Here is a 25,829-nt window from a genome sequence, read left to right on the forward strand (position 1 = left end):
CGAATGTGCATAGGCCAGTGTTTAACAGCATTGGCCGAAAATTCTCCACAAGCCTAGCATTTGCAGTGTTCCGGCACAGACCGGGTCCATATCGAGATGATTTCTATCATGTCCTCCGCTGCATCTTTCCGCACAGAAAAAGACCTGCTTGGCGTACTCGAAGTACCTGCTCAAGCGTATTACGGCATCCAGACCCTACGAGCGGTGAACAACTTCCGTCTCTCCGGCGTTCCGATTTCGCATTACCCGAAGCTGGTTGTCGGTCTGGCGATGGTCAAACAGGCCGCCGCTGACGCCAACCGCGAGCTGGGTCACCTGAGCGAAGCCAAGCACGCTGCCATCAGCGAAGCCTGTGCACGTTTGATCCGCGGCGATTTCCACGAAGAGTTCGTGGTGGACATGATTCAAGGCGGTGCTGGCACTTCGACCAACATGAATGCCAACGAAGTCATCGCCAACATCGCGCTGGAGGCCATGGGTCACCAGAAAGGCGAATACCAATACCTGCACCCGAACAACGACGTGAACATGGCGCAGTCGACCAACGACGCCTACCCGACCGCGATCCGCCTGGGTCTGCTGCTGGGTCACGATGCGCTGCTGGCCAGCCTCGACAGCCTGATCCAGGCGTTCGCCGCCAAAGGTGTAGAGTTCAGCCACGTATTGAAGATGGGCCGTACCCAGCTGCAAGACGCCGTGCCGATGACCCTGGGTCAAGAATTCCGCGCCTTCGCCACTACCCTGAGCGAAGACCTGGCGCGCCTGAAAACACTCGCACCTGAACTGCTGACCGAAGTGAACCTGGGCGGCACCGCGATCGGTACCGGCATCAACGCCGACCCGCGCTACCAGCTCCTGGCCGTTCAGCGTCTGGCTCTGATCAGCGGTCAACCGCTGGTTCCGGCCGCCGACCTGATCGAAGCCACGTCCGACATGGGCGCCTTCGTATTGTTCTCCGGCATGCTCAAGCGCACCGCGGTCAAGCTGTCGAAGATCTGCAACGACCTGCGCCTGCTGTCCAGCGGCCCACGCACCGGCATCAACGAAATCAACCTGCCGGCGCGTCAGCCAGGCAGCTCGATCATGCCCGGCAAGGTCAATCCGGTTATCCCGGAAGCCGTGAACCAGGTGGCGTTCCAGATCATCGGTAACGACCTGGCCCTGACCATCGCGGCCGAAGGCGGCCAGTTGCAACTGAACGTGATGGAGCCGCTGATCGCGTTCAAGATCTTCGACTCGATCCGCCTGCTGCAACGCGCCATGGACATGCTGCGCGAGCACTGCATCGTCGGCATCACCGCCAACGAAGAGCGCTGCCGTGAACTGGTCGAGCACTCGATCGGCCTGGTCACCGCGCTGAACCCGTACATCGGCTATGAAAACGCCACCCGCATCGCCCGTATCGCCCTTGAAAGCGGCCGCGGCGTGCTGGAACTGGTGCGCGAAGAAGGCTTGCTCGACGACGAAATGCTCGCCGACATCCTGCGCCCGGAAAACATGATTGCTCCGCGTCTGGTTCCGCTTAAAGCCTGATCCGACGCGTTACTTGTAGCACCGCTCACCAGGTCGAGGGACTAGACACCTCTCACCTTTTGAGGGCTTGGGGATTTATTCCCCAAGCCCTTTTTTTTAACTCGTTTTGCAACAACGCAGAACCTGTGGGAGCGGGCTTGCCCGCGATGAACGATAACGCGGAGTTCCTGATAAACCGCGGTGCCTGCATCGCGGGCAAGCCCGCTCCCACATGAACCGGACCTCCCAAGGGTCAGGTGTTTCAAAGGCTTCGTTTCACCGAATGCACCACAACCGTGCAGACGGACGGCACTCTCCTAGGTATAGTGCCGCCCCTCTTCGCGTGAGCGGTCGTCGGTAACGAGGCCCAAACCCATGCGAAACCCGAACTAATAACAAACCTGCGATATGGGCCCGGGACGAACACTCGCCTCACTGTTGTGCCACGTGCACACCGGTGTAACGCGATGTTTCTACCTGCCCAGCATTTGCCTACACAAAAAACAGCGAGGAAAAATCCATGCTCGAAGTCATTAACGACTTCCTCTCAGGGAAAGTACTGATCGTGCTCATTGTCGGGCTCGGTAGCTACTTCACGATCCGCTCGCGTTTCGTACAACTGCGCCACTTCTTCCATATGTTTGCGGTGTTCCGCGACAGCCTGAAAAGCAGCGCCGGGCAACTCAGTTCGTTCCAGGCCCTGATGCTCAGCCTCGCCGGCCGCGTCGGCGCGGGTAACATCGCCGGTGTCGGCATCGCCGTGACCCTGGGTGGCCCAGGCGCGGTGTTCTGGATGTGGGTGACCGCACTGGTCGGCATGTCCAGCAGCTTCTTCGAGTGCTCCCTCGGTCAGCTCTACAAACGTACGGATGCCGACGGCACCTACCGTGGCGGCCCGTCCTACTACATCCAGCACGGTCTGCAGAAGCGCTGGTTGGGTATGGTCATGGCGTTCCTGCTGCTGGTGACCTTCGGCTTCGCCTTCAACGGCCTGCAAGCCCACGCCGTGACCCATTCGCTGAACAACGCGTTCGGCCTCGACACCACCTACACAGGCCTGGCCCTGGCGGTGTTGCTGGGTATGGTGTTCATCGGCGGGATCAAGCGCATCGCCAAGGTCGCTGACCTGCTGGTACCGGTCAAAACCCTGGTGTACATCGGCGTGACCATCTACGTGATCGTGCTGCAATTCGACCACGTTCCAGCCATGTTGATGACCATCGTCAAAAGCGCTTTCGGTCTGGATCAAGCCTTCGGCGGCTTGATCGGCAGCGCCATTGTCATGGGCGTGAAGCGTGGCGTGTTCGCCAACGAAGCGGGCCTGGGCAGTGCGCCGAACGTGGCCGCCGTGGCTTCGGTCGAGCACCCGGTGGCACAAGGCGTGGTTCAGGCGTTCAGCGTGTTCCTCGACACCTTCGTGATCTGCACCTGCACCGCGTTGCTGATCCTGCTCTCGGGCTTCTACACCCCGGGCTTCGAAGGCGACGGCATTGCCCTGACCCAGAACTCGCTGGCCGCCGTGGTCGGTGACTGGGGCCGCAGTTTCATCTCCGTGGCTCTGTCGTTGTTCGTGTTCACCTCGATCCTCTACAACTACTACCTGGGCGAGAGCAACCTGCGCTTCCTGATCGGTGAAAACCGCAAGGCGCTGATCGGCTACCGCGCGCTGGTGCTGGTGTTGATCTTCTGGGGTGCGATCGAAAACCTCGGCACGGTGTTCGCCTTCGCGGACATCACCATGACCCTGCTTGCGTTCGTGAACCTGATCGCGCTGTTCCTGCTGTTCAAGGTCGGCATGCGCATCCTGCGTGACTACGACGACCAGCGCGCTGCCGGGATCAAGACACCGGTGTTCGATTCGAGCAAGTTCCCGGATCTGGACCTGGATCTGAAAGCCTGGCCCGCCAATCCACCAGCCGCCGCCCCCAAGGCCGAAGCTGAGCCGCAAGGCGTACCCGCAGCGCAACGCTGATCGTTAAACGAAGGGTGCACAAACCTGTGGGAGCCAGCCTGCTGGCGATGACGGACTGTCAGTTCACACATTAGTGACTAACATACCGCCATCGCCGGCAAGCCGGTCTCGCTCCCACATGTCATCTCTTGCGGAGACTTCCCCATGGTTCCCAATTCCTTTCCAGCCGCCCAGCACGTCATGGTGCTCTACACCGGCGGCACCATCGGTATGCAGGCCAGCGCCAATGGCCTGGCCCCGGCGTCCGGCTTCGAAGCGCGGATGCGCGAATACCTGAATAGCCAACCTGAACTCGTGGTGCCACAGTGGCGCTTTCGCGAAATGTCGCCGCTGATCGACAGCGCCAACATGAGCCCGGCGTACTGGCAGCAACTGCGCGAAGCGGTGGTCGACGCCGTTGATGTCCAGGGCTGCGACAGCGTGCTGATCCTGCACGGCACCGACACCCTCGCCTACAGCGCGGCAGCCATGAGTTTTCAATTGCTCGGCCTACATGCTCGCGTGGTGTTCACCGGTTCCATGCTGCCGGCCGGCGTGACCGACAGCGATGCCTGGGAAAACCTCAGCGGTGCGCTGGTTGCCCTGGGCCATGGCCTGGCGCCGGGCGTTCATCTGTACTTCCATGGCGAACTGCTCGCCCCTACCCGCTGCGCGAAAGTCCGCAGCTTTGGTCGTCATCCGTTCAAACGGCTGGAACGTCAGGGCGGTGGTGTGAAGGCTACTTCGCTGCCTGCTCAATTGAATTACAACCAGAGCAAGCAACTGGCAAAAGTCGCGGTGTTGCCGTTATTTCCAGGCATCGGCGCCGAGCAACTGGATGGCGTGCTGAACAGCGGCATTCAAGGCCTGGTGCTCGAGTGCTACGGCAGCGGAACCGGGCCGAGCGATAACCCCGAGTTTCTGGCCAGCCTGGAACGAGCGCGGGACAAGGGTGTTGTGGTGGTTGCAGTTACGCAGTGCCATGAAGGGGGTGTCGAGCTGGATGTTTACGAGGCCGGCAGCCGGTTGCGGGGCGTTGGCGTGCTTTCGGGTGGCGGCATGACCCGTGAGGCGGCGTTCGGCAAGTTGCATGGGTTGCTGGGTGCCGGGCTCGACATTGCTGAAGTGCAGCGCCTGGTCGAGCTCGACCTCTGCGGCGAACTCAGCTGACACACCGCAGGACCTGTAGGAGCGAGGCTTGCCCGCGAAGGCGTTTTCGATAACGCCAAAAGCTTCGCGGGCAAGCCTCGCTTCTACATATGACTTGTACGCGGCATACAACTTGCTCCGTTCCAGCATCCAACCGCTGGAACACCCCATGCTCCACTCCCACCTCACCACCCTCAACGCCGTCTCCCTGGTGCTCAACACCTTCAAGGCCGAAGGCTTGTCCAGCGAAGCGCTGCTGGCGGGAAGTGGCATCAGTGCGGCGGATCTGAGCCGGGCGGACACGCGCATCACCACCAACCAGGAGATGCAGGTCTGCGCCAACGCGGTCGCGCTCAAGCGTGATATCGGCCTCGAACTGGGCCGGCGGATGCACGTTTCGTCCTACGGCATGCTCGGTTATGCACTGCTCACCTGTGCCACCTTCGGTGACGCTTTGCGGCTGGCGATGCGTTATCCGGCGCTGTTGGGAACACTTTTCGAGTTGAGCCTGGAAGACGACGGTGAGCGCATCTGGTTCGTTGCCGCCGATTACCGGGAGAACCCGGCGCTGGCCGTGTTCAACGCCGAGTTCTGTCTGGTGTCGTTGAAAGTCATTTGCGATGACCTGCTCGGGCACCCGCTGCCATTACTCGGGGCGCGTCTGGAACATGCGGCGCCGGACTATCAGGCGACCTACGCCGAACACTTCAACTGCCCACTGCACTTCGACGCGCGGGATAACGCCTTTGCCTTCGACAAGCGCTGGCTCGACCAGCCCTTGCCGCTTGCCGATGTCATCACCCATCAGGCCATGGTCGAACGCTGCCGCAAGCAGAACACCGAATTCACCGGGCGCCAGGCATGGTTGGGGCGGATTCGAGAGTTGCTCCGTACGCAATTGAATGCGGCGCCGGGGCTGGACGGTTTGGCGTTACAGATGAACTGCTCAGCGCGGACGTTGCGCCGGCATCTCAAGGATCTGGGGTGCAGTTATCAGGAATTGCTCGACGAATTGCGCTTCGAGCAGGCCAAGCAGATGCTTTGCGAAGATCAGCTGCCGATTTACCGGATCGCCGAAGCGTTGGGCTTCAGCGAAACCGCAAGTTTCCGCCATGCGTTTGTGCGCTGGAGTGGGGTGGCGCCCAGTCAGTTTCGGCCCTGACCCCACCCTCTGTAGGAGCGAGGCTTGCCCGCGAAGGCGTCCTCAAATACGCCAAAAGCTTCGCGGGCAAGCCTCGCTCCTACAGGGGCAAGTGCCCAACGCTGGGGCAGACCCGCGCCATAAAAGGGCGAATTCCGGTCAAACCTTTTGGCCCTATCGATCCCTTTTTGGCCTTTCCTGCCGTTCTCCCAAACACCGCCTCCCGCAAGACTGTGTTCAACCAAATCAGCCTGCGGAGAATAAGAAATGCTGACGATCTACTCGGACGATCACCACCTGCACCACGGCCGTTGTGAATTGATGGACGGGCAATTGATGCCCTGCTTCGAAATGCCCTCGCGGGCCGACCATGTGTTGCAGCGTGTGCAAACGCAGAATCTCGGCCCGGTCGAAGCGCCGCAGGATTTCGGCCTGGACCCGATTGCGCGCATCCACAGCCGCGACTACCTGGACTTCTTCAAAGGTGCCTGGGCACGCTGGACCGAATTCAACACCGACGGCGACTTGCTGCCCTACACCTGGCCGGCCCGTACCCTGCGTCGGATCATTCCTTCCAGCCTGCACGGCCAGCTCGGCTATTACAGCTTCGACGGCGGCGCGCCGATCACCGCCGGCACCTGGCAAGCGGCGTACAGCGCAGCGCAAGTGGCCCTCACCGCGCAAGCCGCCATTCAGCACGGCGCCCGCAGTGCCTTCGCCCTGTGCCGTCCACCGGGACACCACGCCGCCAGCGATTTGATGGGCGGTTATTGCTACCTCAACAACGCTGCCATCGCCGCTCAGGCGTTCCTTGATCAGGGCCACAAAAAAGTCGCGATCCTCGACGTCGATTACCACCACGGCAACGGCACTCAGTCGATTTTCTATGAGCGCGGCGACGTGCTGTTCACCTCGATCCATGGCCATCCGGAAGCCGAGTTTCCGTTTTTCCTTGGCTATGAAGACGAGCTCGGCGAGGGGGCCGGCGAAGGCTGCAACTTCAACTACCCTTTGCCGGCCGGCAGCGGCTGGGACAGTTGGAGTGCCGCGCTGGATCAAGCCTGCAACGAGATCGAGAAATACGGCGCCGACATCGTTGTCGTTTCCCTGGGCGTCGATACGTTCAAGGACGATCCCATCTCACAATTCAAGCTCGACAGCCCGGATTACCTGGCCATGGGCGAGCGCATCGCGAAGCTCGGCAAACCGACGCTGTTCGTGATGGAAGGCGGTTACGCGGTAGAAGAAATCGGCATCAATGCCGTGAACGTTCTCGAAGGTTTTGAAAGCGCCCAATGAGGAATTAGAACAATGAACAGTCTCAAGCGTTTTATTGCACCGGTGCTATGCGCCACGGTGCTCAGTGGCGCCGTCCACGCTGAAGAGCGAACGTTGCGCGTCTACAACTGGTTCGACTACATCACGCCCAAGGCCCTGGAAGATTTCAAGGCGCAGAACACCCAGACCAAACTGGTCTACGACATCTTCGACACCAACGAAGCACTCGAGGCCAAGCTGCTGACCGGCAACTCCGGCTACGACGTGGTGGTGCCGTCCAACGTGTTCCTCGCCAAACAGATCGAGGCCGGTGTGTTCCAGCCGCTGGACCGCAGCAAATTGCCGAACTGGAACCACCTCGATCCGAAGCTGATGAAGCTGCTCGAAGGCAACGATCCGGGTAACAAATTCGCCGTGCCGTACATGTACGGGACCATCCTGATCGGCTTCAACCCGGACAAGGTCAAAGCCGCGCTGGGCGACAACGCGCCGGTGGACAGTTGGGATTTGATCTTCAAGGAAGAGAACATCAGCAAGCTCAAGCAGTGCGGCGTCGCCCTGCTCGACTCGCCGTCGGAGATCCTGCCGCTGGCCCTGCAACACCTCGGTCTGGACCCCAACAGCAAGAAGCCGGCGGATTACGAAAAGGCTGAAGCGCTGTTGATGAAAATCCGCCCGTACATCACCTACTTCCACTCCTCCAAATACATGGCCGACATTGCCAACGGCGACATCTGCGTCGCGGTCGGTTATTCCGGCAGTTTCTCCCAGGCCGCCAACCGCGCCAAGGAAGCCAAGAACGGTGTGATCGTCGACATGCGCCTGCCGAAAGAAGGCGCGCCGATCTGGTTCGACATGCTCGCGATTCCGAAAGGCGCAAAAAACCCGGAAGACGCCTACACCTTCATCAACTACCTGCTGCAACCGCAAGTCATCGCCCCAGTCAGCGACTTCGTCGGCTACCCGAACCCGAACAAGGACGCCACGGAATTGGTCGACCCGGCGATCCGCAACAACCCGAACCTGTACCCGACCGAAACGGCGATGGGTACGCTGTACACCCTGCAACCGTTGCCACGGGATGCCGAACGTGCGCGGACCCGGGCCTGGACCAAGATCAAGTCCGGAACCTGAAACCACCCCTGAAAAAAAAGACCCGCACTTGCGGGTAATGCCGATCAGTTAAACAATTTCCGCGGCAATGCAATTTCTGTAGCAGCTGGCGAAGCCTGCGTTCGGCTGCGAAGCAGTCGTAAAACCTGAATTTGCGGTCTTCCTGAAACACCGCATCGTCTGATTTTACGACTGCTGCGCAGCCGAACGCAGGCTTCGCCAGCTGCTACAGATCGCGTTACGACTTAACTGACTGGCATTTTCCGCGAGTGCGGGTCTTTTTTTGCCTGCGATATATATGTACCGCCAGGCACGTTTGGCCGCCCGATACCTTTTCCTGATCCAGCGCCGCGCACTTAACAGCGGCGCGCTCTCAGTCAGGAGACGACCATGCCCGAAACCGTTGCCCCGAGTGCAGAAGAGGTATTGACCCAACTGGTCACCGGCCCCTCGATCAGAGAGGTCGCCGCGAACGCATTGAGTCCTGCGCTCAATGCGCTTTATCCGCAGTTGAAGATTGATCCGACGCTCGCCACGGTCGTCACCCCGACCTGGGTCGATACAGGCACCGAGGTCGTATCCGGCCACAACTTGTATGAATCGCTCACCGATGTGCTGGTGCGACTCGGTTGGTCGGGAACAACGGTGACGCTCATCGATGGCGAACATTTCCTGACCCTGCAACCGGGCGTTGAACCTCTGGCCCAACTGCCGGTGAAAATCGACGCCATCGGATGCCTGCTCAACACGCTCGCACCGCAGCTGTTCATCGCCTATCAGCAACAACAGCTTGATTACTGGAACCAGGAGACAAGCCCCAAGACCCCGCGCTGGCATTCGCTCTCGCAATCGCTGCAGGACATCTGGAGCCCCGATCCCGCGTCGGCCTGGGATGCGGATGAAAAAGCCATGGCCCAAGCCGTGTTCAATTATCCGGATGGCGCAACACGGCGATCACAGTCACAGGACAAGTACCAGACCAAGGCCTGCCTGATCGATACCGATCGCATTGAAAACGCGGTGAGCGAACATCTGCGTGTCCTGGATATCGCTGTGTTCGTGGGCACATTGGGTACGCGAACCCTGGTGCTGACGCACTCGATTGCCGAAGGGTTCAGGCGCTATGACTCCGTTGAGGCACTGGGTAAAACATTGTTCGCCCAGCCTGGAACGTCAAGCGTCGAGCTGACACTGCAATGGCGTCTGTTTGAACCCGAGGGCAATTTCTTTCACCACCAGGCCTGCGCGCTGATCGCACTCGAAGCCGAAGCCATCGGTACATTCAATACGTTTCAGCCCGCGTCTTTTACGACTCTTTCACCACAAGTCAGTGCCGCAGCAAAAAGCTTCACTGAATTTGAAGCCCTGCCGTCGTCGCGCTTCAGCAAGGTTCAAGGGTTACTGACAGGCTGGTTGAAAAACGCTTCGTCAGCGGACCTCACCCGGTACAGCCGACATTTGATGGACCTGGCGCAGCTGCGGGAGCAAGACGCTGGAAAAACCTTCGACGAAGGTATCTCGTCACTGCCGGAATTCGCGCTGCAAACCCTGCAAGAGCAGATGATCAAGGATCATCCAGCGGCAGCGAACCTGGATCTGAAAGACATTGAAATCAGCATCACCAGCGTCGTGGTGCTGGGCGCTATCGTGGTACCTGGCAAGACGCAAACCACCACGCTGTCGTTGATCGAACTGGCGCTGCAAAACCTGATTGCCGTTCCTCTGGGCAACAAGACGGTGCGCTTCAAAAACGGCGACGCGGTGCCTGCGTGGATGACGCCCGCCTACCTGGAAAAGCTCGTCACTCAAGTCGATATCGGTGCAGTTTACCCGGCGTTGATCAAGCGCAAGCTGGTTGAAGACTCGCAAGAAAGGTTACGACGGCAGGCGCTCTACACCCGCCATCTGCCCGTCCAGTTGCCCTTGCAGGCATTGCAGCACAAGATGCGCGGCGAAGCCGGGATTGATGAACGCGGGTATCAATACGTCAATGCAGCCATGCAGAAAAACGCTGCCGACCGCTGGGTGAACGGACAGGAGATTGTCGTTCGACCGCTGGCCTTCATTACCGGTGATCGCACCGGCAGCAAAGGTGATGAAGTCGCCAACATGTTCATCATCGGTCCGCGCCTCACCGACAGAGGCCCGTGCCTGCTCTACCGGCCATTGCTCTCCCCCTCGCTGACGCAGTACCCAAGCGAGGCCAATCTGCTGTATGCGATCAAGCACGAAAAACCCCTTCGCCAATCGATCCTGGCCTGGCTGTCCGACGATGTGCGCTTCAATTATTCCCAGTATGTGTTTTCGGGTGAGTTGCCTTCGGTCTGGACGCTGACCCAATTGCTGGCCGATCCCACTTCTGCCCTGGGCAAGATGGGTGCGGTGACGTTCAGTACGACAGCCCTTGATGACGCGCCACTGGCTACCCTGTTCAAAGCCAACGCCAACGCAATGATTACCCTGGCTGACCGCCAATCGGTGTCCAATGCGCAAGCTCGCTGGGCAACGCTCAAGCAAGGCACATGGATGCTGTTCAACGTCGCACTGCCCTTCCTCGGCCGCACTGCCGGGGTGGCCGCTTGGGTCTGGCAGATCATGGACGACTTGCAGGAGATTACCGATGCCGCTGAGAACGACGACAGCCAACTCGCCTGGTCCGCGGTGACCGACCTGCTGTTGACGCTCGGCATGGTGCTGGCCCATCGGGCTGCCACTCGCAATAAGCCCGTCACGCGATTACCCGAGAAGGTCGAGCCACCACCCGTAACACCCGAAAACAAGCCTGCCCACAAAATCACGATCACCCATCTATCCGATCTCAACCAGCTTCCACCGTCCCATGAGTCATCTCTGCACGCCACCGCTTCGCGGTCTCCTACGTCCCTGGGCGTCTTGCTTGATGAACTGACCATCGCCGAACCCAAAGGAATGGCAGCCGCTTCCAGCGAGCCCGGTCCTCACCAACACCTCCGTTCACTCAATGGAAAATGGTATGCGAAGGTTGGCCAGCGATGGTTCGAAGTCACCCTCAACGACAATAACGATGTGCAGATCATTGAATCACGCCGGACTCCCGCACGCACCGGGCCTTTGCTGATCAAGGATGCCAGAGGCGAATGGTTCATCGACACGCGGCTGAGACTGAGGGGCGGGGGCAGGGAGAAACAACGACTGGAGCAACAAAACCGGCAACGCCAAGCCGAACTGAAAGAGCAAATGATAGCGTTTGAACGCCAAACCAAAAGCCGCGAGACCGAACTCAAGGAAGCGGAAAAAAACGCGCAGGCATCTGCAGCCACCGACACCCATCGCCGCCTGTACCTTGAAATGCTCGACGCGCAGATGTCGTTCATCAGCGCCAACATGGAACAGATGAAAGCCTTCAACGCTCGCGAGACCATTCCCAACTTCCGGAAAGCGATGATCAGTCGCCTGGATTTCCAGCTTTCGCTGCTGCAAAAATGGTTCGATCACCAGCGTCCGGTTTTCGGCAGTCAAATGCGGCTTTCCCTCGATCTTCTCGAAAAACAGCCCACGGAAAACCCACAGACCGCCCGGCAAACCCATCAGCTCATGAGCGATTTGACCGGAAGCCACATCAACAAAATCGAGTTCGCGCATTCGCGCTTCGAACAACTGAACCTGCTCGGCAAAGAAGCCGTCGAAGTGATCCGCGACGTCAAAGCCAACCTGCCGACGTTCGATTTACAGGATCTCAAACTGTTCCAGATCACACTGGGACAAGAGTTGTGCCTCGACGACAGCGTTGCGACCGCGCCTGGAGCCCGCCTGGCATTGGAGAACGTTGTCGAAAACGCAGCCCTCGCCATTCAGGCGTCACTGGACCTGGCCGCTGACGAAGAGGTGCGGCGGCTACCGGAGCGGATCGATGGGCTCAGCGATCTGGTGGAACAACTCACGATAACTGACCAGCGCATCGTCGATCTGCCCACCGAGTTTCCCGGTCAGTACCTGCAACCATCGCTCGACTCGATGCGCCGACGTATCGATGGTTTTCAACAACGCACGGTGAAGCATCTGGCGAGCTTGCTGCGGGAACGCCAGGCGCTCGAGCCGCAACCAGCCCTTCCCGCCTGCCGACCGTTCCCGCCAAGCGGATCATCAAGACCCGTTACAAAGGTACCGTGGTGGGCCAGTTACGCGCGGCCCCTGGGGCGCAGGGGTCAGATCTGATCGACGTGACCTCGGCGTTGACCGGCAAAGTCATCTCGACCTTTCATGAGAAAACCCCGGGTGTCTGGGTTGAAAGAGTGGCCCCGAAACCGGTTCCCTCCGTCGTCGTCCAACCCGACTTGAATGCAAGTACTGTTCAAGGCCAGGCATTGCTGGACGGGCTGGATGCGTTCACTCGTCGAACAGAGGCCCACTCCAAAGGGACGCGGCGAATCCCCGTGGAAATAGAGGAAATGTTTCATCAGCAGGCCCATCGATTGGAAGAGGCCGCCAACACAATCGACGAAGCGCTGACCGCCACTAATTCCACCGAAGGCGGTCCGGGTTCCGCCGTCACACTGGTCAAGCAGCTGAATGACGGGGCAACCAAACTTTACAATCAGGGACGTGTGACGCGAATCAGCATGACCAAACTACAGCCGCCGACGGCGGAGCGCGTCCGGTGGCTGCAAAGTGAAGGTCAGGTCGACATCGTCAAAAACCCCGGCCGACGTTTGCTCAAAAGCCGTAAAAGAGACTACCTCGAGGAGTATGAGATCCGTGATCGCGGCACCCAGAAAGCTCTGTGGTATGCCCACTTCCACTATTCGCTGCCCGCTTCGCCTGTTCAAACCTTTACAGCAGCACATCTGAAAACCGTGCAGCAACGGCGGCTAGGGGGTGCGTCCGAGGCTCGCACCGCGAACGACGATCTCCAGGCGATTTCGATCTACCGCAGCGAGATCAGTCCGCAACTGGCGACCACACTGTTCTTGGCAAAATTGCCACCCTCGGCCTCAGGATCGTAAGCCGTACGTTGTGCCAAACCCGAGACCCGCATTCGCGGGTCTTTTTTTGCCCGCGATATATATCTACCACCCCGGAAGGCCGACGCCTGACTACTTTCGATACACCAAGAGGCTGTCCCGGCCTCCTCATTGCCCCGGTTATCCACCATGAGCAACAACACTTCATCGCCCCAGATTGATTCGACGCCCCTGGTGGAAACCAGTGACCTGGTGAGCCTGACCAGCCACGGCCCGGCGCTCAGCGAAGTGGCTTCGCACCTGCTGAGCCGGACCTTGGAAAAGTCCTGGCCAGAATTGCAAATCGATCCAGACAAAGCCTTCGTCGCCACGCCTCAATGGCTCATCGTGGACCACCACGTCGAGGCTGGCCCGACCCAGTTCGAATCACTGACCCTGGCGCTGATGCGCCAGGGTCTGTATGGAACAACGGCCAACTTTCTCGAAGGCGAACATTTCCTGACGCTCGAACCGGACAGCAAAAATCCGGTGCACCTCGCCGTCAGCATTGAGGACATTGCAAAGATGCTCAATGACTCGGCGTCGATCCTGTTCGTCGAGGCGCAAGTACGGCAACTGGAGTTCTGGAATGGCAAGGGGCATGCTATCCCCCGCTGGCAGGAGCTTTCCGACACGCTGCGCAAGGCGTTGAATGTGCAGATGGTCAAAGGCTGGGACGCCGATGAATGCGAGATGGCGCGAGAGGTTTACAGCGCCCCGGACAACACCACCCGCAAAAATGTAAACAGCGAATTTTCCACCATTCAGGCGTGCCTTCTCGATGTTGATACCGTCGAGAATGACGTCACACGCCATCTGTTGATCGGCGGCGCGCTGGTGATCAAAGCCACGTATCGCGAGCGCCAATTGCTGGTGATGTACACCATCGAGCGCGCATACGAGTCGTTCAGTTCGCTGGTAGAACTGGGTAACTCGCTCCCCGCACGGCTGGAAGAGCAATTGTCAGGACACGGTCTGACGTGGCGGCTTTACGAGCCGGAAGGCAACGTCTTCGATCACATGGCATGGGCGTTGGTGTCGTCACAAATGGACGCGATCAACTCATTGCAGTTTCTTGAAGCACCACCAGACGATGTCGAGCCTGAAGCCGGGCTCGACCTCAACGAAAAAGCACGACTCCTGCAACTGAACAAAGCGATTCCCGATTGGTTGCGCAGCGCCTCGTCCAACGATATTCAAGACTACAGCCGTTACATCAGCGCACTGGGCAAGCTGTATCGTCAGCCGGACAGCAAACTGGCCAGATCCGAGATCCCGTCCATTACCGATTACGCTCAGCGGCAGATGCGTGAAACGATCATCGCGGATCCACTGGCGGTTGGCGCCGCGACTCTTGCGCTGGATGATCTGCGGATCAAAATCACCAGCAGTTTTTCCGCCGACAATTTCACGCTTCCCAACCCCCTCGATCAACGCATTGAAACGCTGGCCGACTTCGCTCTTGAGAACGAAGCGCCCTACATGGCGACCGTGTTTTTCAAGGGTGGGGAGAAGGTGCCGGATTGGCTGACAGCTGAGTTTCTCACCACCGTGTCAGCGCGAGTGGACGTTGGAAAAACGTATCCCGAACTGATCAAGCCCAAGCTTCTGGAGGATCCGGTTGCCTCCCGACGTCAGGAAAACTTCTATCGCGACCAATTGCGTTCCTTGCTGCCGCTTCAGGCACTGGAGGCTCGATTCAAGCCTGAAACCGGTGTGGACGAACGCGGTTATCAATTCGTCTGCGAGCTACTCGATCCCGATGTCTCAGCCAAAACCATCGCCCTCTACCCGCTGACGATGACGCCACAACATCGTTTGATCAGCAGCAGCGACACAGTCGACAACATGTTCATCATCAGTCCTCGAGACGCACACAGCGGGCCTTGCCTGCTCTATCGGCCGATGCTCGATGAGCCCCTGCTGCAATACCCCTCAAGGCAAAACCTGTTGTACGCGTTGCATCAACCCGGCGAACTCAGGGATTCGGTTCTGGCCTGGCTGCCCCAAAAAAACCTGAGCTTTGAATACGCCCAATATGTTTTCCCCACCGGACTGCCCTCTCCGTGGCTGATCGCGGAACAAGTCGTCAATCCTTTGCAGCGGGCAGACAAGTTCGGTCGCGTGGTTTTCGAAAACGTCGAGATCACCGGCGACATTCTGTCTGCGCTGTTCAAAAGCAACGCGCGGATGCTGGTCAACCTCGCCGACCGCAAATCGCAATCCAATGCCGAACGGCGCTGGAGTGCTTTGAAGGACAGTGGCTGGGCGCTCTTCAACGTTGCCTCGAATTTCCTCAGTGGTGCGGTCGGCACAGCCGTCTGGGTCTGGCAAACCATCAATCAGATTCAACAGGCCCTCGATGCCCATGACCGGGATGACCGCTTCATCGAATGGACGTCGGTGTCGGACATTCTGCTGGCGATCGGCATCGTCCTCAGCCACCACGCGGTGATGCGACGTAAAAGGGTTTCGAGCAAACCTCGAATTGAGCAGGTGTGGAGGGAGAAAGCCCCAGACGCCGTCGTCGAGCCCGTGACTGTCACGCTCAATCCTGACCCGCTGACCCCGGATCTTCCGCCCAGTCACCTTTCCTCGCTGGAACTGGCCGGCTCGGTTCCACGCCGAACACCGACAGCGCTGGGCGCCTACCTGGACACACTCAAAGTCACGGCCCCGGATATTTCCAGCGCAAGCGTGACGAAGGTGAAGGAAGCGCCTCCGCATTTTTACCAACATAACGTCAGAAACTACGCACAGGTGGGTGATCGGTGGTTTTACGTCGACGTGAAAGGCGACGAAGAGGTTCATATCGTGTACCCGGACCAACCTGAGCGAAACGGTCCGATGCTGATGAATAACGGTAAAGGACAATGGGTGCTCGACTTGCGTCTGCGCTTGCGAGGGGGTGCCGGGAATGCCTTCAGCCGCCACCAGGAGGCAGCGAATGAACAGCGCCAGGTCAATCTGGACGACGCTCTGAAAACCTTCAAAAGCCTCGAAAAGGCGAAGGAAACGGAACTGACAAAGTTACATGACGGCATCCGCCAGGCCAGCGCTGAAAACTACGATCAACGTACGGCGGTATACCTGGAAAAACTGGATGCCACGATCGGCGAGTATCGCCAGGCGCTGGAACAACTACGCGAATGGCGCACCCTCGGAGGGACGGAAAACTACCGAGAAGACCTGCTTCGCATGAGCGTGGTGCTGCAAAAGAATCTGGCTTTGTGGTTTGTCCTGAAACGATCCGAGTATGCGCAGGCCACGAGTGTCATGACCAAGGCCGGACAGCACGAACCCGTCCCCAGGCAAACTTTCGTCGACAGTGTCCAGAAAGCGTCTGACATCGGTCAGGAGATGATTGAAAAACTGACCCTGTCGACGTCGACACTCGAGGGCATGCATGCAGCCGGACGACCTGGCATTGAACGCGCGATGGAAATCAGAAAACTGGCGCCTTCGTTTACCGTCCTGGATATCAAGGCCAACGAGATCGGCATGGCGCAGGAGCTGTGCCTCAATGAGCAGGTCAGCCCCCTGATGCAGCAGGCTCGTACCGCTGTGGGAAATATCGTTGTGAGCGCCGCGAAGGCCGCGATTCAAGTGGCGGACCTGATGCGCGTCCAAGGTGAGCATTCCGATGTCGTCGAAGAATTGAACAGTTTCGTGGAGACATTCGCCGACGCCGACCAGCGCATTCAGGAATTGCCGGGCACGTACCCTGGGCTGATCAAACCGCCCAAACTTGAACATCTGCAATTGCTCATTGATGAGTTTGCGCAACTGGCAAAAAACCGATTACAGGCGTTGCTGCCAGAGCCCATTGCTGCGCAGCCTCCTGTAGAACGCGTGCAGCCGGGCACAACACGACAACCGATCAAAGTGCGCAAAACCCGGCCACGCGATTCCGGCAAGAGTGAGCCCGAAAAAACCACGGAGGATCCGCTCAAGCCGTTTACCCCCGCCGTGTATAAGCAACCCGTTCCGGTGCTGGACGATCCGGGAACGATCGAGGCCGGCATCGAGCTGAACCTGGACACGGACACCTTCATCGAACGCACCCGTAAAGACGCTTTGCTCCCAAGACGCATCCCTGCCGATATCCAGGATGTATTCGATCAGCAGGCACTGAAACTGGAGCAGGCTGCCAGCAGCGTTGATCAAGCCGTGGCCAACAGCAGGAAGGCCGGAGGTGACCCAATCCCTGTCGCCACGCTGAGCCGCGATCTACGTGATGGAGCCAGCCGTCTGCGCAAAGAAGGTGTCAGCGTTCGAGCCGACCTGTACACGCGGCGCAAACCGACCCAGAGCATCTTCAAATGGATGCATGAAAACGGGCAACTCGACATAAACCGCGATAAGCGAGGTCGAATCCAGACCAGAGGGCTCGGCGACTTTTTCCAGGAATACCGGATTTTCGACAAGCCCCACAATAAGCCGTTATGGGTTGCGCATTTCCACTACGAAACCCTGACAAGCCCTGCGAACGCGCCCACCGCGGCCCATTTGAAAGTTTCAGATGACTACCTGAAAACGCTGACACCCGAACTTCAACAGGGATTGTCGACCTTCGAGCCCATCGATGGGGTATTCAGAAAGATTGAAGATCCCGGGTTACGCAGACTGTTTCTGGACCTGGAACCACAGGCAGAAACCGCACCGAACCCTTAACGACGCCAGACCTTTTCCAGTCGCCCCAGCGCGGCGCTGATGGCCGCTTCGGGCACCGCCGCGAAACCCAGGACCAGCCCGGCGCGCTGGTCCACAGGTTTTGTCGAGTCCGGCAACCAGTAGCTGCTCAGCGCATTAATCTCGACATCGACGCTGGCCGCCTGCTCCACCAGTTCGCGCTCACGGGCCTGTGTGTCGACCACCACCGTCAGATGCAGCCCTGCCGCGACACTCGGCAGGCTGCCGATGCCGGGAATGTTCTGTGGCCAACCGGCCAGCAAGGTATTGCGTCGGCTCAGGGCTGCGCGGCGCATCCGGCGGATATGCCGCTGGAAATGCCCGGCGGCCATGAACTCGGCCATTACCGCCTGGGTGCTCACCTCGGAATGCCGAACGTCCACCGCTCGACGTTGCGAGAACGCCTGCACCAGGGTTGGCGGCAACACCAGGTAACCCAGACGCAGCGCCGGAAAGGCGACTTTGCCAAACGTCCCGACGTACAAAACCCGTCCCTGCCGGTCGAGTGCGGCCAACGGCGCCAGTGGCGCGCCGCTGTAACGGTATTCGCCGTCGTAGTCGTCCTCGACGATCCAGCCTTGGGTGCGTTCGGCCCAGGCCAGTAACTCAAGGCGTCGCGCCAGGCTCATCACCACCCCGGTCGGGTATTGATGCGACGGCGTAACATACGCCAGCCGACAATCGCTGAGGACGTTCAATTCGTTGCAGTCGATACCCTCACTGTCCACCGCCACGCCATGCAATTGCGCACCGGCCACGGCGAACGCATGACCTGCCGCCCGATACCCCGGATTCTCAATCGCCACCCCGTCCCCCGGCTCCACCAGCAGCTGTGCACAAAGGCTAATCCCCTGCTGCGCGCCACTGGTGATCACTATTTGCTCAGCCGAACACTGCATGCCTCGCGAACTGCGCAAATACGCGGCAATCATGCCGCGTAAACGCTGATCACCCGCCGGATCGCCATAACACAGTTGCTGTAAATCCGGTTTGCGCCAGAAAGCCGCATTCAGCTTGGCCCAAACCTCGAAAGGAAACAGATCGAACGCCGGAACACCCACCCGAAACGCTCGCGGCGGACCACTCGGCGGGGTTGGCAAATGGTTATTCTCAACCCGCGCCAATGCGCCGCTGTGGATAACTCTACTGGATGAAATCACAGGTAAATCGAGCCAATTTGTGGATAAGGTTGTGGGTAACCCTGTTGACAACCCTGTGGATACTTTTGTGGATAATTTTTTCGACGGCAGCGCGGTTTGAGGCAATTGCGCAACGTAAGTCCCGTCACCGACACGCCCCTCGATAAACCCCTCGGCGTAAAGTTGATCGTAGGCCCGCACCACGCTGTTGCGGGAAATCGCCAACGCTGCCGCCAGATCCCGGCTGGCTGGTAACCGCGTGCCGCTGGCCAATCGTCCGTCGAGCACCCGCAGGCGCAACGCCTGATACAGCTGACGACTCAGGCCCTGGCGACGGTCGAGTTCGATTCCGGCTGGGTTGAATGACAGGGAAAGCGGCGCTTCGCTCATGGCAATGGACCTATGAAATTGGTCATTAATGGCTCTTACAACAGACCAATAGCCTGCCTAGGATGGACGCATTCGCCAAGGAGTTTTTCCATGTACAACCCCAGTGGCTTTGCCATCAAAGATTTGCATGAACTGCACGAGCAGATACTCAGCACCCGTATCGCCATGGTGGTCACCCACGGCGAGCAAGGCCTGCAAGCCAGTCATCTGCCTTTGTTGTTCGATTCTGAGCAGGGCCCCAATGGCACCCTCTACGGCCACTTCGCCCGGGGCAATCCCCAGTGGAAGGAACTGCAGAACGGTGCCGAAGCCCTGGTGATTTTTGCCGGTGCCGATGCGTACGTCAGCCCTGGGTTTTATCCAAGCAAAGCCGAGCACGGCAAAGTCGTTCCGACCTGGAACTACGTCGCGGTGCACGCTTACGGAACAGCCGAAGTGTTCACCGATGCCGATCGCCTGCTCAACCTGGTCAGCGCGTTGACCGATCGTCATGAAGCCGGCCGCGCGCAACCGTGGAAAGTGACTGATGCGCCCGCGGACTACATCGATGGCATGCTCAAAGCCATCGTCGGATTCGCACTGCCGATCCAGCGCCTGGAAGGCAAACGCAAGCTCAGCCAGAACCGCAGCGCTGCAGATATCGCCGGTGTGCGCGAGGGGCTTGCCGCCAGCCCGGATGTGCACGATCAGGCCCTCGCCCACTTGATGCGTTAAGGAATGAACATGAGTCAGATTGAAATCCGCCAGGTCACTGCCAACGATCACGCTGCCTGGCTGCCGCTGTGGCAGGCCTACCTGCGCTTCTACAACACCGAGTTGCCCGAAGCTGTCACTGACAGCACGTGGCAGCGCATGCTCGACCGCAATGAACCGACTCATTCGGCGTTGGCGTGGGTCGATGGCGAAGCGGTCGGCATGGTGAATTTCATCTACCATCGCTCGAACTGGAGCATCGAAAACTCCTGCTACCTTCAAGACTTGTTGGTAACGCCAGAAACTCGCGGCACAGGCATCGGCCGCAAGCTCATCGAATACGTGTATGCCACCGCCAAAGCGGATGGTTGCTGCAAGGTCCACTGGCTGACCCACGAAACCAACGCCACCGCGATCCAGCTCTACGAGCGCATCGCCGAACGCCCAGGTTTCATCCAGTTTCGCAAAGCCCTTTAACGTTCAAGGAGAACAGCATGTCGACTTCACTCGCAGACTGGAAAGGCGTCCCGGCGCCTTCGGTTCAAACCATCGAAGGGCGTTTCATCCGCCTGGAAAAACTCGACCCGGCGCGCCACGCCGAAGGGTTGTGGAAAGCCCTTCAAGGCCCGGGATCGGACCCGAAACTCTGGGACTATTTGCCGTACGGTCCTTTCCCGGAGCGCAGCGCTTTCAACGATTGGCTGAACAACCATGCGGCCAATCGCGACCCGTATTTTTTCACAGTGATCGACCGTGCCAGCGGTGAGGTGCAGGGCATTCTCAGTCTGATGTCGATTGTCCCCGCGCAAGGTCGTATCGAGATCGGTCACGTCACCTTCGGTGCGCCGATGCAGCGTTCGCCAAAAAGTACCGAGGCGGTTTACTTGCTGGCCAAGGAGTCGTTTGCGCTGGGCTACCGGCGTCTGGAGTGGAAGTGCAACAACGGCAATGCCCGCTCCAAGTATGCGGCAGAGCGGTTGGGGTTCAGTTTTGAAGGCGTGTTCCGTCAGCACATGGTGGTGAAGGGGCAGAACCGGGATACGGCGTGGTATTCGATTCTGGATTCAGAATGGCCGGCGATTGGCGCGGGGTTTGAGCGGTGGCTATCCGGTGAAAACCATACAGATTCCGGGCAGGTGAAAACACTGGCCGAGTGCCGCGGCTAATTTTCGGCGCCTGGACGGACGCCTTCGCGGGCAAGCCCGCTCCCACAGGTTTTCGGTTGACCACACTGTTGTGATCAACACATAACCCGTGTGGGAGCGAGCCGGCTCCGGGCGGCGCTCCGACGATGGGCATCACGCTAACTTTTGGGCAAGCACCGCAATATGCTCCGGCCCAATCCCACAGCACCCGCCCAAATGACTGGCGCCGCGCGCTTTCCAGTCGGCCGCCCACTGCAGATAACCCGGCGGATCAAGATCTTCACGCAGCGGGTCCAGACCGTCGTTGGCCGTGGCCTCTTTCGGTTGTGGCGGGAAGGCATTGGCGTACGCGCCGATGTGAATCGTCACCCCCAAACGCTGAAAGGTTTCCCGCGCCGCATCAATCGCAGCGCCGATCACTTCTGGCTGACTGCAGTTGAACAGCAATGCCTCGACACCCAGCTCGGCAGCCACCGCAGCGGCCTCAGACACAGGCTCACCGGAGCGCAAACGCGGCACTTCGTCCGTGTCTTCATCCTTCAAGGTAAATGACAGCCAGAACGGCTTTCCGTCTTTTGGCAGACCGGCGTGAATCGCCCGCGCCTCAACGATTGAACTCTGTGTTTCGGCTAGCCACAGGTCGACATGAGGCGCCAGCCCCTTGACCAACGGCGCCAGCAATTCAGTCACCCGCGCAGCGTCAAACAAGTCTGGACGATAGGAGCCAAACAACGGTGGCAACGAACCGGCCACCCGCACGGGCTTGCCCGAAGCATCCACCGCCCGTCGCGCCAACTCACCGGCCAGCGAAGCGAGGGCCTGCCCTTCTGCTGCAAAACGCTCTTCGCCGATGTGAAACGGCACCACCGCGTAACTGTTGGTGGTGATCACGTTGGCGCCACTGTCGATATAAGCCGCGTGTACAGCCTCTACGGCTCGCGGCGCTTCGCTCAAGGCCAGCGCCGACCACTCGGGCTGCCTGAACGGCGCTCCTGCGCGCTGCAGCTCACGCCCCATGCCGCCATCCAGAATTACTGTGCTTGCTGCGCTCATATGCTTTTCACTCATATGCTTATGAAAATAACTCACTACCAACGTAGTTCTTATAACTATTTAATACGCACCATCCGGTTAATAACAACCACTTTTTTATCAGGGATCGACTGTGAAAATTCAACCGCTAGTGGCCTTGGGCCTGACGATTCTGGCTGCCTCCACCCAAGCCTTTGGCGGCGCCACCCTGGACCGCATCGAGCAAAAGAAAGAACTGGTGGGCGTGTTGATGGAAAGCTATCCACCGTTCTCGTTTCTCAACGACCAGAACCAGCTCGACGGGTTTGACGTCGATGTGGCCAAAGCCGTGGCGGACAAACTGGGCGTCAAACTGCATCTGGAAACGCCGTCCTGGGACGTCATCGCCGCCGGTCGCTGGAGCGGCCGTTATGACATCTGCGTCTGCTCGATGACGCCGAGCAAGGCGCGCGCCGAAGTCTTCGATTTCCCGGTCGAGTACTACGCCTCGCCAGCCGTGATCGTGGTCAATGCCAAGGATGATCGCATTCACAGCGCCAAGGACCTGAGCGGCAAGAAAGTCGGCCTCACCAGCGCCTCCAGCTACGAAAGCTACTTGAACAAAAATCTGGTGATCGAAGGCGCTGAAGACACCCAACTGCAATACCCGTTCGAGGAGGTGCAGATCGCGCCGTATGACACCGACAACGTGGCGTTTCAGGACCTGGGCCTGGGCGCCGGCGTGCGACTGGATGCGATCCTCACCAACCTCGTCACCGCGCAACCGCGCCTGACCGCAGACAACCGCTTCAAGTTGGCCGGCGAGCCGCTGTACTCGGAGCCGAACTCGGTGGCCATCGAAAAAGGCGACGCCCAATGGGACGCCAAGGTACGTGACGTCTTCGCTCAACTGAAACAGGACGGCACCTTGAGCAAGCTCTCGCAAAAATGGATTGGCGCCGACATCAGTCAATGACTTCTTTCCCGAAACCTCCTCAGCCGCCGCAACCGGTGGCTGAGTCGAAACTGCAACGAATCTTTGGCTTCCGCACGCGGCTGTACCTGACGTGGGCGGCGATGCTTGGTTTGTTCGCCAGTTTCTTCCTGAGCTTCGACCTGAAGTTCTCGATCATCCTCGACAAACTGCCCAATCTGATCGGCCTGCACCTGGCACCGAACGGCTTCCTGCAGGGCGCGGCGCTGACGCTGTTTTTGTGCCTGGCCTCAATCGTGACGTCGTCGCTACTGGGCTTCATTACCGCCCTGGCGCGGCTGTCAAAAAGCGCCGTGGCCTTCGGCATCGCCAGTTTCTATGCCTCTTTCTTTCGCGGCACGCCGCTGCTGATCCAGATCCTGCTGATCTACCTCGGCCTGCCACAACTGGGCGTCGTCCCCGGCGCAGTGACCGCCGGCATCATCGCCCTGTCACTGAACTACGGCGCCTACCTCAGCGAAATCTTCCGCGCCGGCATCCTCGGCGTCCCCCACGGACAACGCGAAGCCTCACTGGCACTGGGCATGCGCGAAACCGTGATCTTCTGGCGCGTCACCCTGCCCCAAGCCATGCGCACCATCATTCCGCCGACCACCAACCAGTTCATCTCAATGCTCAAAGACTCGTCGCTGATCTCGGTGATGGGGGTTTGGGAGGTGATGTTCCTGGCGCAATCCTATGGACGCTCGAGCTATCGGTATATCGAGATGCTGACCACGGCGGCGATTATTTACTGGGTGATGTCGATTGGGCTGGAGCTGATTCAGGCGAGGATGGAACGGCATTATGGGAAGGCGTATTTGAGTCGGAGTTAGTGAAGGATCGCTGCCTCCGAATAACCGTAAATCCCTGTAGATGCCATCTTTAATGGAGCGCCCGTAAACGGTGCAGAATCAGCTCAATTCGCGTCGAATCCGCACCACGCCCATCTTCAATCCAAACGGTCTGAATACTGCATTCAGCGATTTCAGCGTCTGATTTCCTTCCCCATGCTCGATATGCACCAGCGTGCGCACCGAGATTTTGCACATTTTTGCGAATTGGGTCTGGTGAAGTCCTGTGACCTCGACTCGCAATCGACGGACCGCCTCGCTTATCTCAAGAGTGCCTTGAGCCAGCGCTTCCTGGATGCTTTCGATGAGCACAGTGCGTTCAGCAACGGTCATGCTCATTTCAGGTCCCACTCTTTCAAACGTTGCTCCAGATTTTTCAAGGCAATTCGTGGGTGATTCATTGTGGCGTCAGGCAAACCACTGGCGGTCAAAATGTCGGGGAGTGCTGCCAGACGTTCGGCATCCTCGCGCAATCGTTCGAAAGAGTTCGGCGCGCCACTCAACGCAGCTAATGGATCATTAGGATCGGCAATGTCGGCCAATGCTCGACATACGCCACGCCAATCAACGTCACCTGCTCTCTCCAGCTCTTTTGGCCACTTGGTAGTGCGTGTCACACCTTCGTCGTCCATCACCATAGGCGCCAGATCATAGATCGGTGCTAAACGAAACGACGCGGTGTCCCGAATGATTGCGGTGTTGCGGCCATGGTTATCTGAGTTGCCGAGGATTTTATTGAGCAGATCCCGACGCAGGTAGTCAGCAACAAGATTCGGGATTTGGTCCGCCTGCCCCGCTTCACGCCAGAGTCTCGCAAGTAGCCGGATAACTTCCATGTGGTCCATAGGGCTACCGGGCGTGGTTACTTGTGCCAAAGAGTAGATCGACTCCACGGCAAAACGCTCAACACCCAGAGGGGTCACTTGTCGATCAAAACGCTGCATCCACAGACTAGGCTTGGTCGCCTCTTCCAACGCCAAGCCCTGTTCTGCCACCGTTTCGATGCCTAGTTTTTGGAGTGCTTTGTAGTAGTGGTATTCGCTTCTGAGAATGTCTTGATCGTTCCTGTTCCCTTTGTTGCGAGAGAACTTCACGAACCAGTGTTGGGCAGCGTCTGCGTCGTCCAATACTGCGTCGGGGTATAAATTTCCATCCTTACCCTGAACTAACAAAAGTTTGGGCGCCTCGCCACCCGCTCCGGTTGCCCCACCAATTGCGGCGCCCTGCTCATAGGCATATTCGAGAAACCGGTTATCACGACTGATGACGTCCTGGCGTTTAAACCCTATAGGCTCGCGTTGATCTACTGCCTCAGCGGATTCCTTTATGCGCATATTGCCAATCGGTGCAGGAGTGCTTCTGGCCAATAAATAGAAGTCGGCACTGACGTCAGCAGGTTTGTCTCGACCTATGTGTGTCAGCAGAAATTTCCTAGCGGCACCGGCAGGTGCAATATCGTGAAGAAATGCGGGTGCATTGGATCGCTTACCCTCCCATTCCAGAGGAAACCTCGCACTCACTGCCTTGGCAAATGGAGCTCCGATATCCTCAATGTTTTCGACAAGATAGGGTGTTTCGTAGCCGAAATTGCATCGGCTTTCGAAGCCTTTTTCAGGGCTGTCGAAGCTCAAGACCATGGCGTCGTGCCATTTCCCGGTAATGAAAATCTGTAAAGTCAGGTTGTACATGCCGTCATCACCTGCATTTAAATGCATTTTTTTGCGGATTTTTCAAACTTCGATTGCAATATAGTGCATGCGTGAGGCCCTAAACATCTTCTTCTACGCATTAAAATGCATATGGAGGATC

16 protein-coding genes and 1 pseudogene are annotated in these 25,829 nt (G+C 58.6%); 13 read left to right on the top strand and 4 right to left on the bottom strand.

Going from position 1 to position 25,829, the window contains the following annotated elements; genetic code table 11:
* Window positions 1-108: 108 nt before the first annotated feature.
* The 8 genes and pseudogenes from aspA (at window position 109) to ACYZT6_RS26880 (ending at window position 17,797) form a co-directional block, all read left to right on the top strand.
* Window positions 109-1,533, top strand: a complete 1,425-nt coding sequence (gene aspA, locus ACYZT6_RS26845) for an aspartate ammonia-lyase (RefSeq protein WP_046044988.1) — start codon at window positions 109-111, stop codon at window positions 1,531-1,533.
* A 499-nt stretch (window positions 1,534-2,032) separates the two neighbouring features.
* Window positions 2,033-3,484, top strand: a complete 1,452-nt coding sequence (locus ACYZT6_RS26850; protein ID WP_462029293.1) for an alanine/glycine:cation symporter family protein — start codon at window positions 2,033-2,035, stop codon at window positions 3,482-3,484.
* Between the two features lie 144 nt (window positions 3,485-3,628).
* Window positions 3,629-4,633, top strand: coding sequence for an asparaginase (locus ACYZT6_RS26855; RefSeq protein ID WP_462029294.1), 1,005 nt, complete (start codon window positions 3,629-3,631; stop codon window positions 4,631-4,633).
* A 148-nt stretch (window positions 4,634-4,781) separates the two neighbouring features.
* Window positions 4,782-5,774 carry an AraC family transcriptional regulator gene (locus ACYZT6_RS26860; protein WP_462029295.1) on the top strand — a complete coding sequence of 331 codons (993 nt, stop codon included), beginning with the start codon at window positions 4,782-4,784 and terminating at the stop codon, window positions 5,772-5,774.
* A 246-nt stretch (window positions 5,775-6,020) separates the two neighbouring features.
* The gene (locus ACYZT6_RS26865; protein ID WP_462029296.1) at window positions 6,021-7,052 is read left to right on the top strand and encodes a histone deacetylase family protein; all 1,032 of its coding nucleotides are present in this window, start codon (window positions 6,021-6,023) and stop codon (window positions 7,050-7,052) included.
* A gap of 12 nt (window positions 7,053-7,064) precedes the next feature.
* Window positions 7,065-8,165 carry a polyamine ABC transporter substrate-binding protein gene (locus ACYZT6_RS26870; protein WP_462029297.1) on the top strand — a complete coding sequence of 367 codons (1,101 nt, stop codon included), beginning with the start codon at window positions 7,065-7,067 and terminating at the stop codon, window positions 8,163-8,165.
* Window positions 8,166-8,534: 369 nt separating this feature from the next.
* Window positions 8,535-13,126 (top strand): annotated as a pseudogene (locus ACYZT6_RS26875) (dermonecrotic toxin domain-containing protein).
* Window positions 13,127-13,273: 147 nt separating this feature from the next.
* Window positions 13,274-17,797 carry a dermonecrotic toxin domain-containing protein gene (locus ACYZT6_RS26880; protein WP_462029298.1) on the top strand — a complete coding sequence of 1,508 codons (4,524 nt, stop codon included), beginning with the start codon at window positions 13,274-13,276 and terminating at the stop codon, window positions 17,795-17,797.
* On the opposite strand, the gene pdxR is transcribed toward ACYZT6_RS26880, so the two are convergent.
* A complete protein-coding gene (gene pdxR, locus ACYZT6_RS26885; protein ID WP_462029299.1) occupies window positions 17,794-19,344 on the bottom strand; it encodes a MocR-like pyridoxine biosynthesis transcription factor PdxR in 1,551 nt (516 codons plus the stop codon). The two genes, ACYZT6_RS26880 and pdxR, sit on opposite strands and share 4 nt — an antisense overlap.
* 90 nt (window positions 19,345-19,434) lie before the next feature.
* On the opposite strand from pdxR, the gene ACYZT6_RS26890 reads away from it, so the two are divergent.
* Genes ACYZT6_RS26890 through ACYZT6_RS26900 form a run of 3 tightly spaced genes read left to right on the top strand, consistent with a single transcriptional unit; the run spans window position 19,435 to window position 21,203 of the window.
* Entirely contained in the window at window positions 19,435-20,058 is a 624-nt protein-coding gene (locus ACYZT6_RS26890) for an FMN-binding negative transcriptional regulator (RefSeq protein WP_462029300.1), read from the top strand.
* A gap of 9 nt (window positions 20,059-20,067) precedes the next feature.
* Complete coding sequence (locus tag ACYZT6_RS26895; RefSeq protein ID WP_462029301.1) at window positions 20,068-20,514, top strand: GNAT family N-acetyltransferase; 447 nt, start codon at window positions 20,068-20,070, stop codon at window positions 20,512-20,514.
* Window positions 20,515-20,531: 17 nt separating this feature from the next.
* Window positions 20,532-21,203 carry a GNAT family N-acetyltransferase gene (locus tag ACYZT6_RS26900; RefSeq protein ID WP_462029302.1) on the top strand — a complete coding sequence of 224 codons (672 nt, stop codon included), beginning with the start codon at window positions 20,532-20,534 and terminating at the stop codon, window positions 21,201-21,203.
* A 132-nt stretch (window positions 21,204-21,335) separates the two neighbouring features.
* On the opposite strand, the gene ACYZT6_RS26905 is transcribed toward ACYZT6_RS26900, so the two are convergent.
* Window positions 21,336-22,235 (bottom strand): homocysteine S-methyltransferase family protein, encoded by a 900-nt coding sequence (locus ACYZT6_RS26905; protein ID WP_462029303.1) that lies wholly within the window; start codon window positions 22,233-22,235, stop codon window positions 21,336-21,338.
* Window positions 22,236-22,347: 112 nt separating this feature from the next.
* On the opposite strand from ACYZT6_RS26905, the gene ACYZT6_RS26910 reads away from it, so the two are divergent.
* Both ACYZT6_RS26910 and ACYZT6_RS26915 read left to right on the top strand, forming a co-directional pair.
* Window positions 22,348-23,169 carry an ABC transporter substrate-binding protein gene (locus tag ACYZT6_RS26910; RefSeq protein ID WP_462029304.1) on the top strand — a complete coding sequence of 274 codons (822 nt, stop codon included), beginning with the start codon at window positions 22,348-22,350 and terminating at the stop codon, window positions 23,167-23,169.
* Entirely contained in the window at window positions 23,166-24,002 is an 837-nt protein-coding gene (locus tag ACYZT6_RS26915) for an amino acid ABC transporter permease (RefSeq protein WP_462029305.1), read from the top strand. The genes ACYZT6_RS26910 and ACYZT6_RS26915 overlap by 4 nt, the downstream gene beginning before the upstream one ends.
* 78 nt (window positions 24,003-24,080) lie before the next feature.
* Here the strand turns inward: ACYZT6_RS26915 and ACYZT6_RS26920 are convergent, their stop codons facing one another.
* Complete coding sequence (locus tag ACYZT6_RS26920) at window positions 24,081-24,359, bottom strand: helix-turn-helix domain-containing protein (protein ID WP_462029306.1); 279 nt, start codon at window positions 24,357-24,359, stop codon at window positions 24,081-24,083.
* On the bottom strand, window positions 24,356-25,708 hold the full coding sequence (locus tag ACYZT6_RS26925) for a HipA domain-containing protein (protein WP_462029307.1): 1,353 nt from the start codon (window positions 25,706-25,708) through the stop codon (window positions 24,356-24,358). The genes ACYZT6_RS26920 and ACYZT6_RS26925 overlap by 4 nt, the downstream gene beginning before the upstream one ends.
* Window positions 25,709-25,829: the final 121 nt, after the last annotated feature.

The organism is Pseudomonas sp. RT6P73, assembly GCF_054897715.1.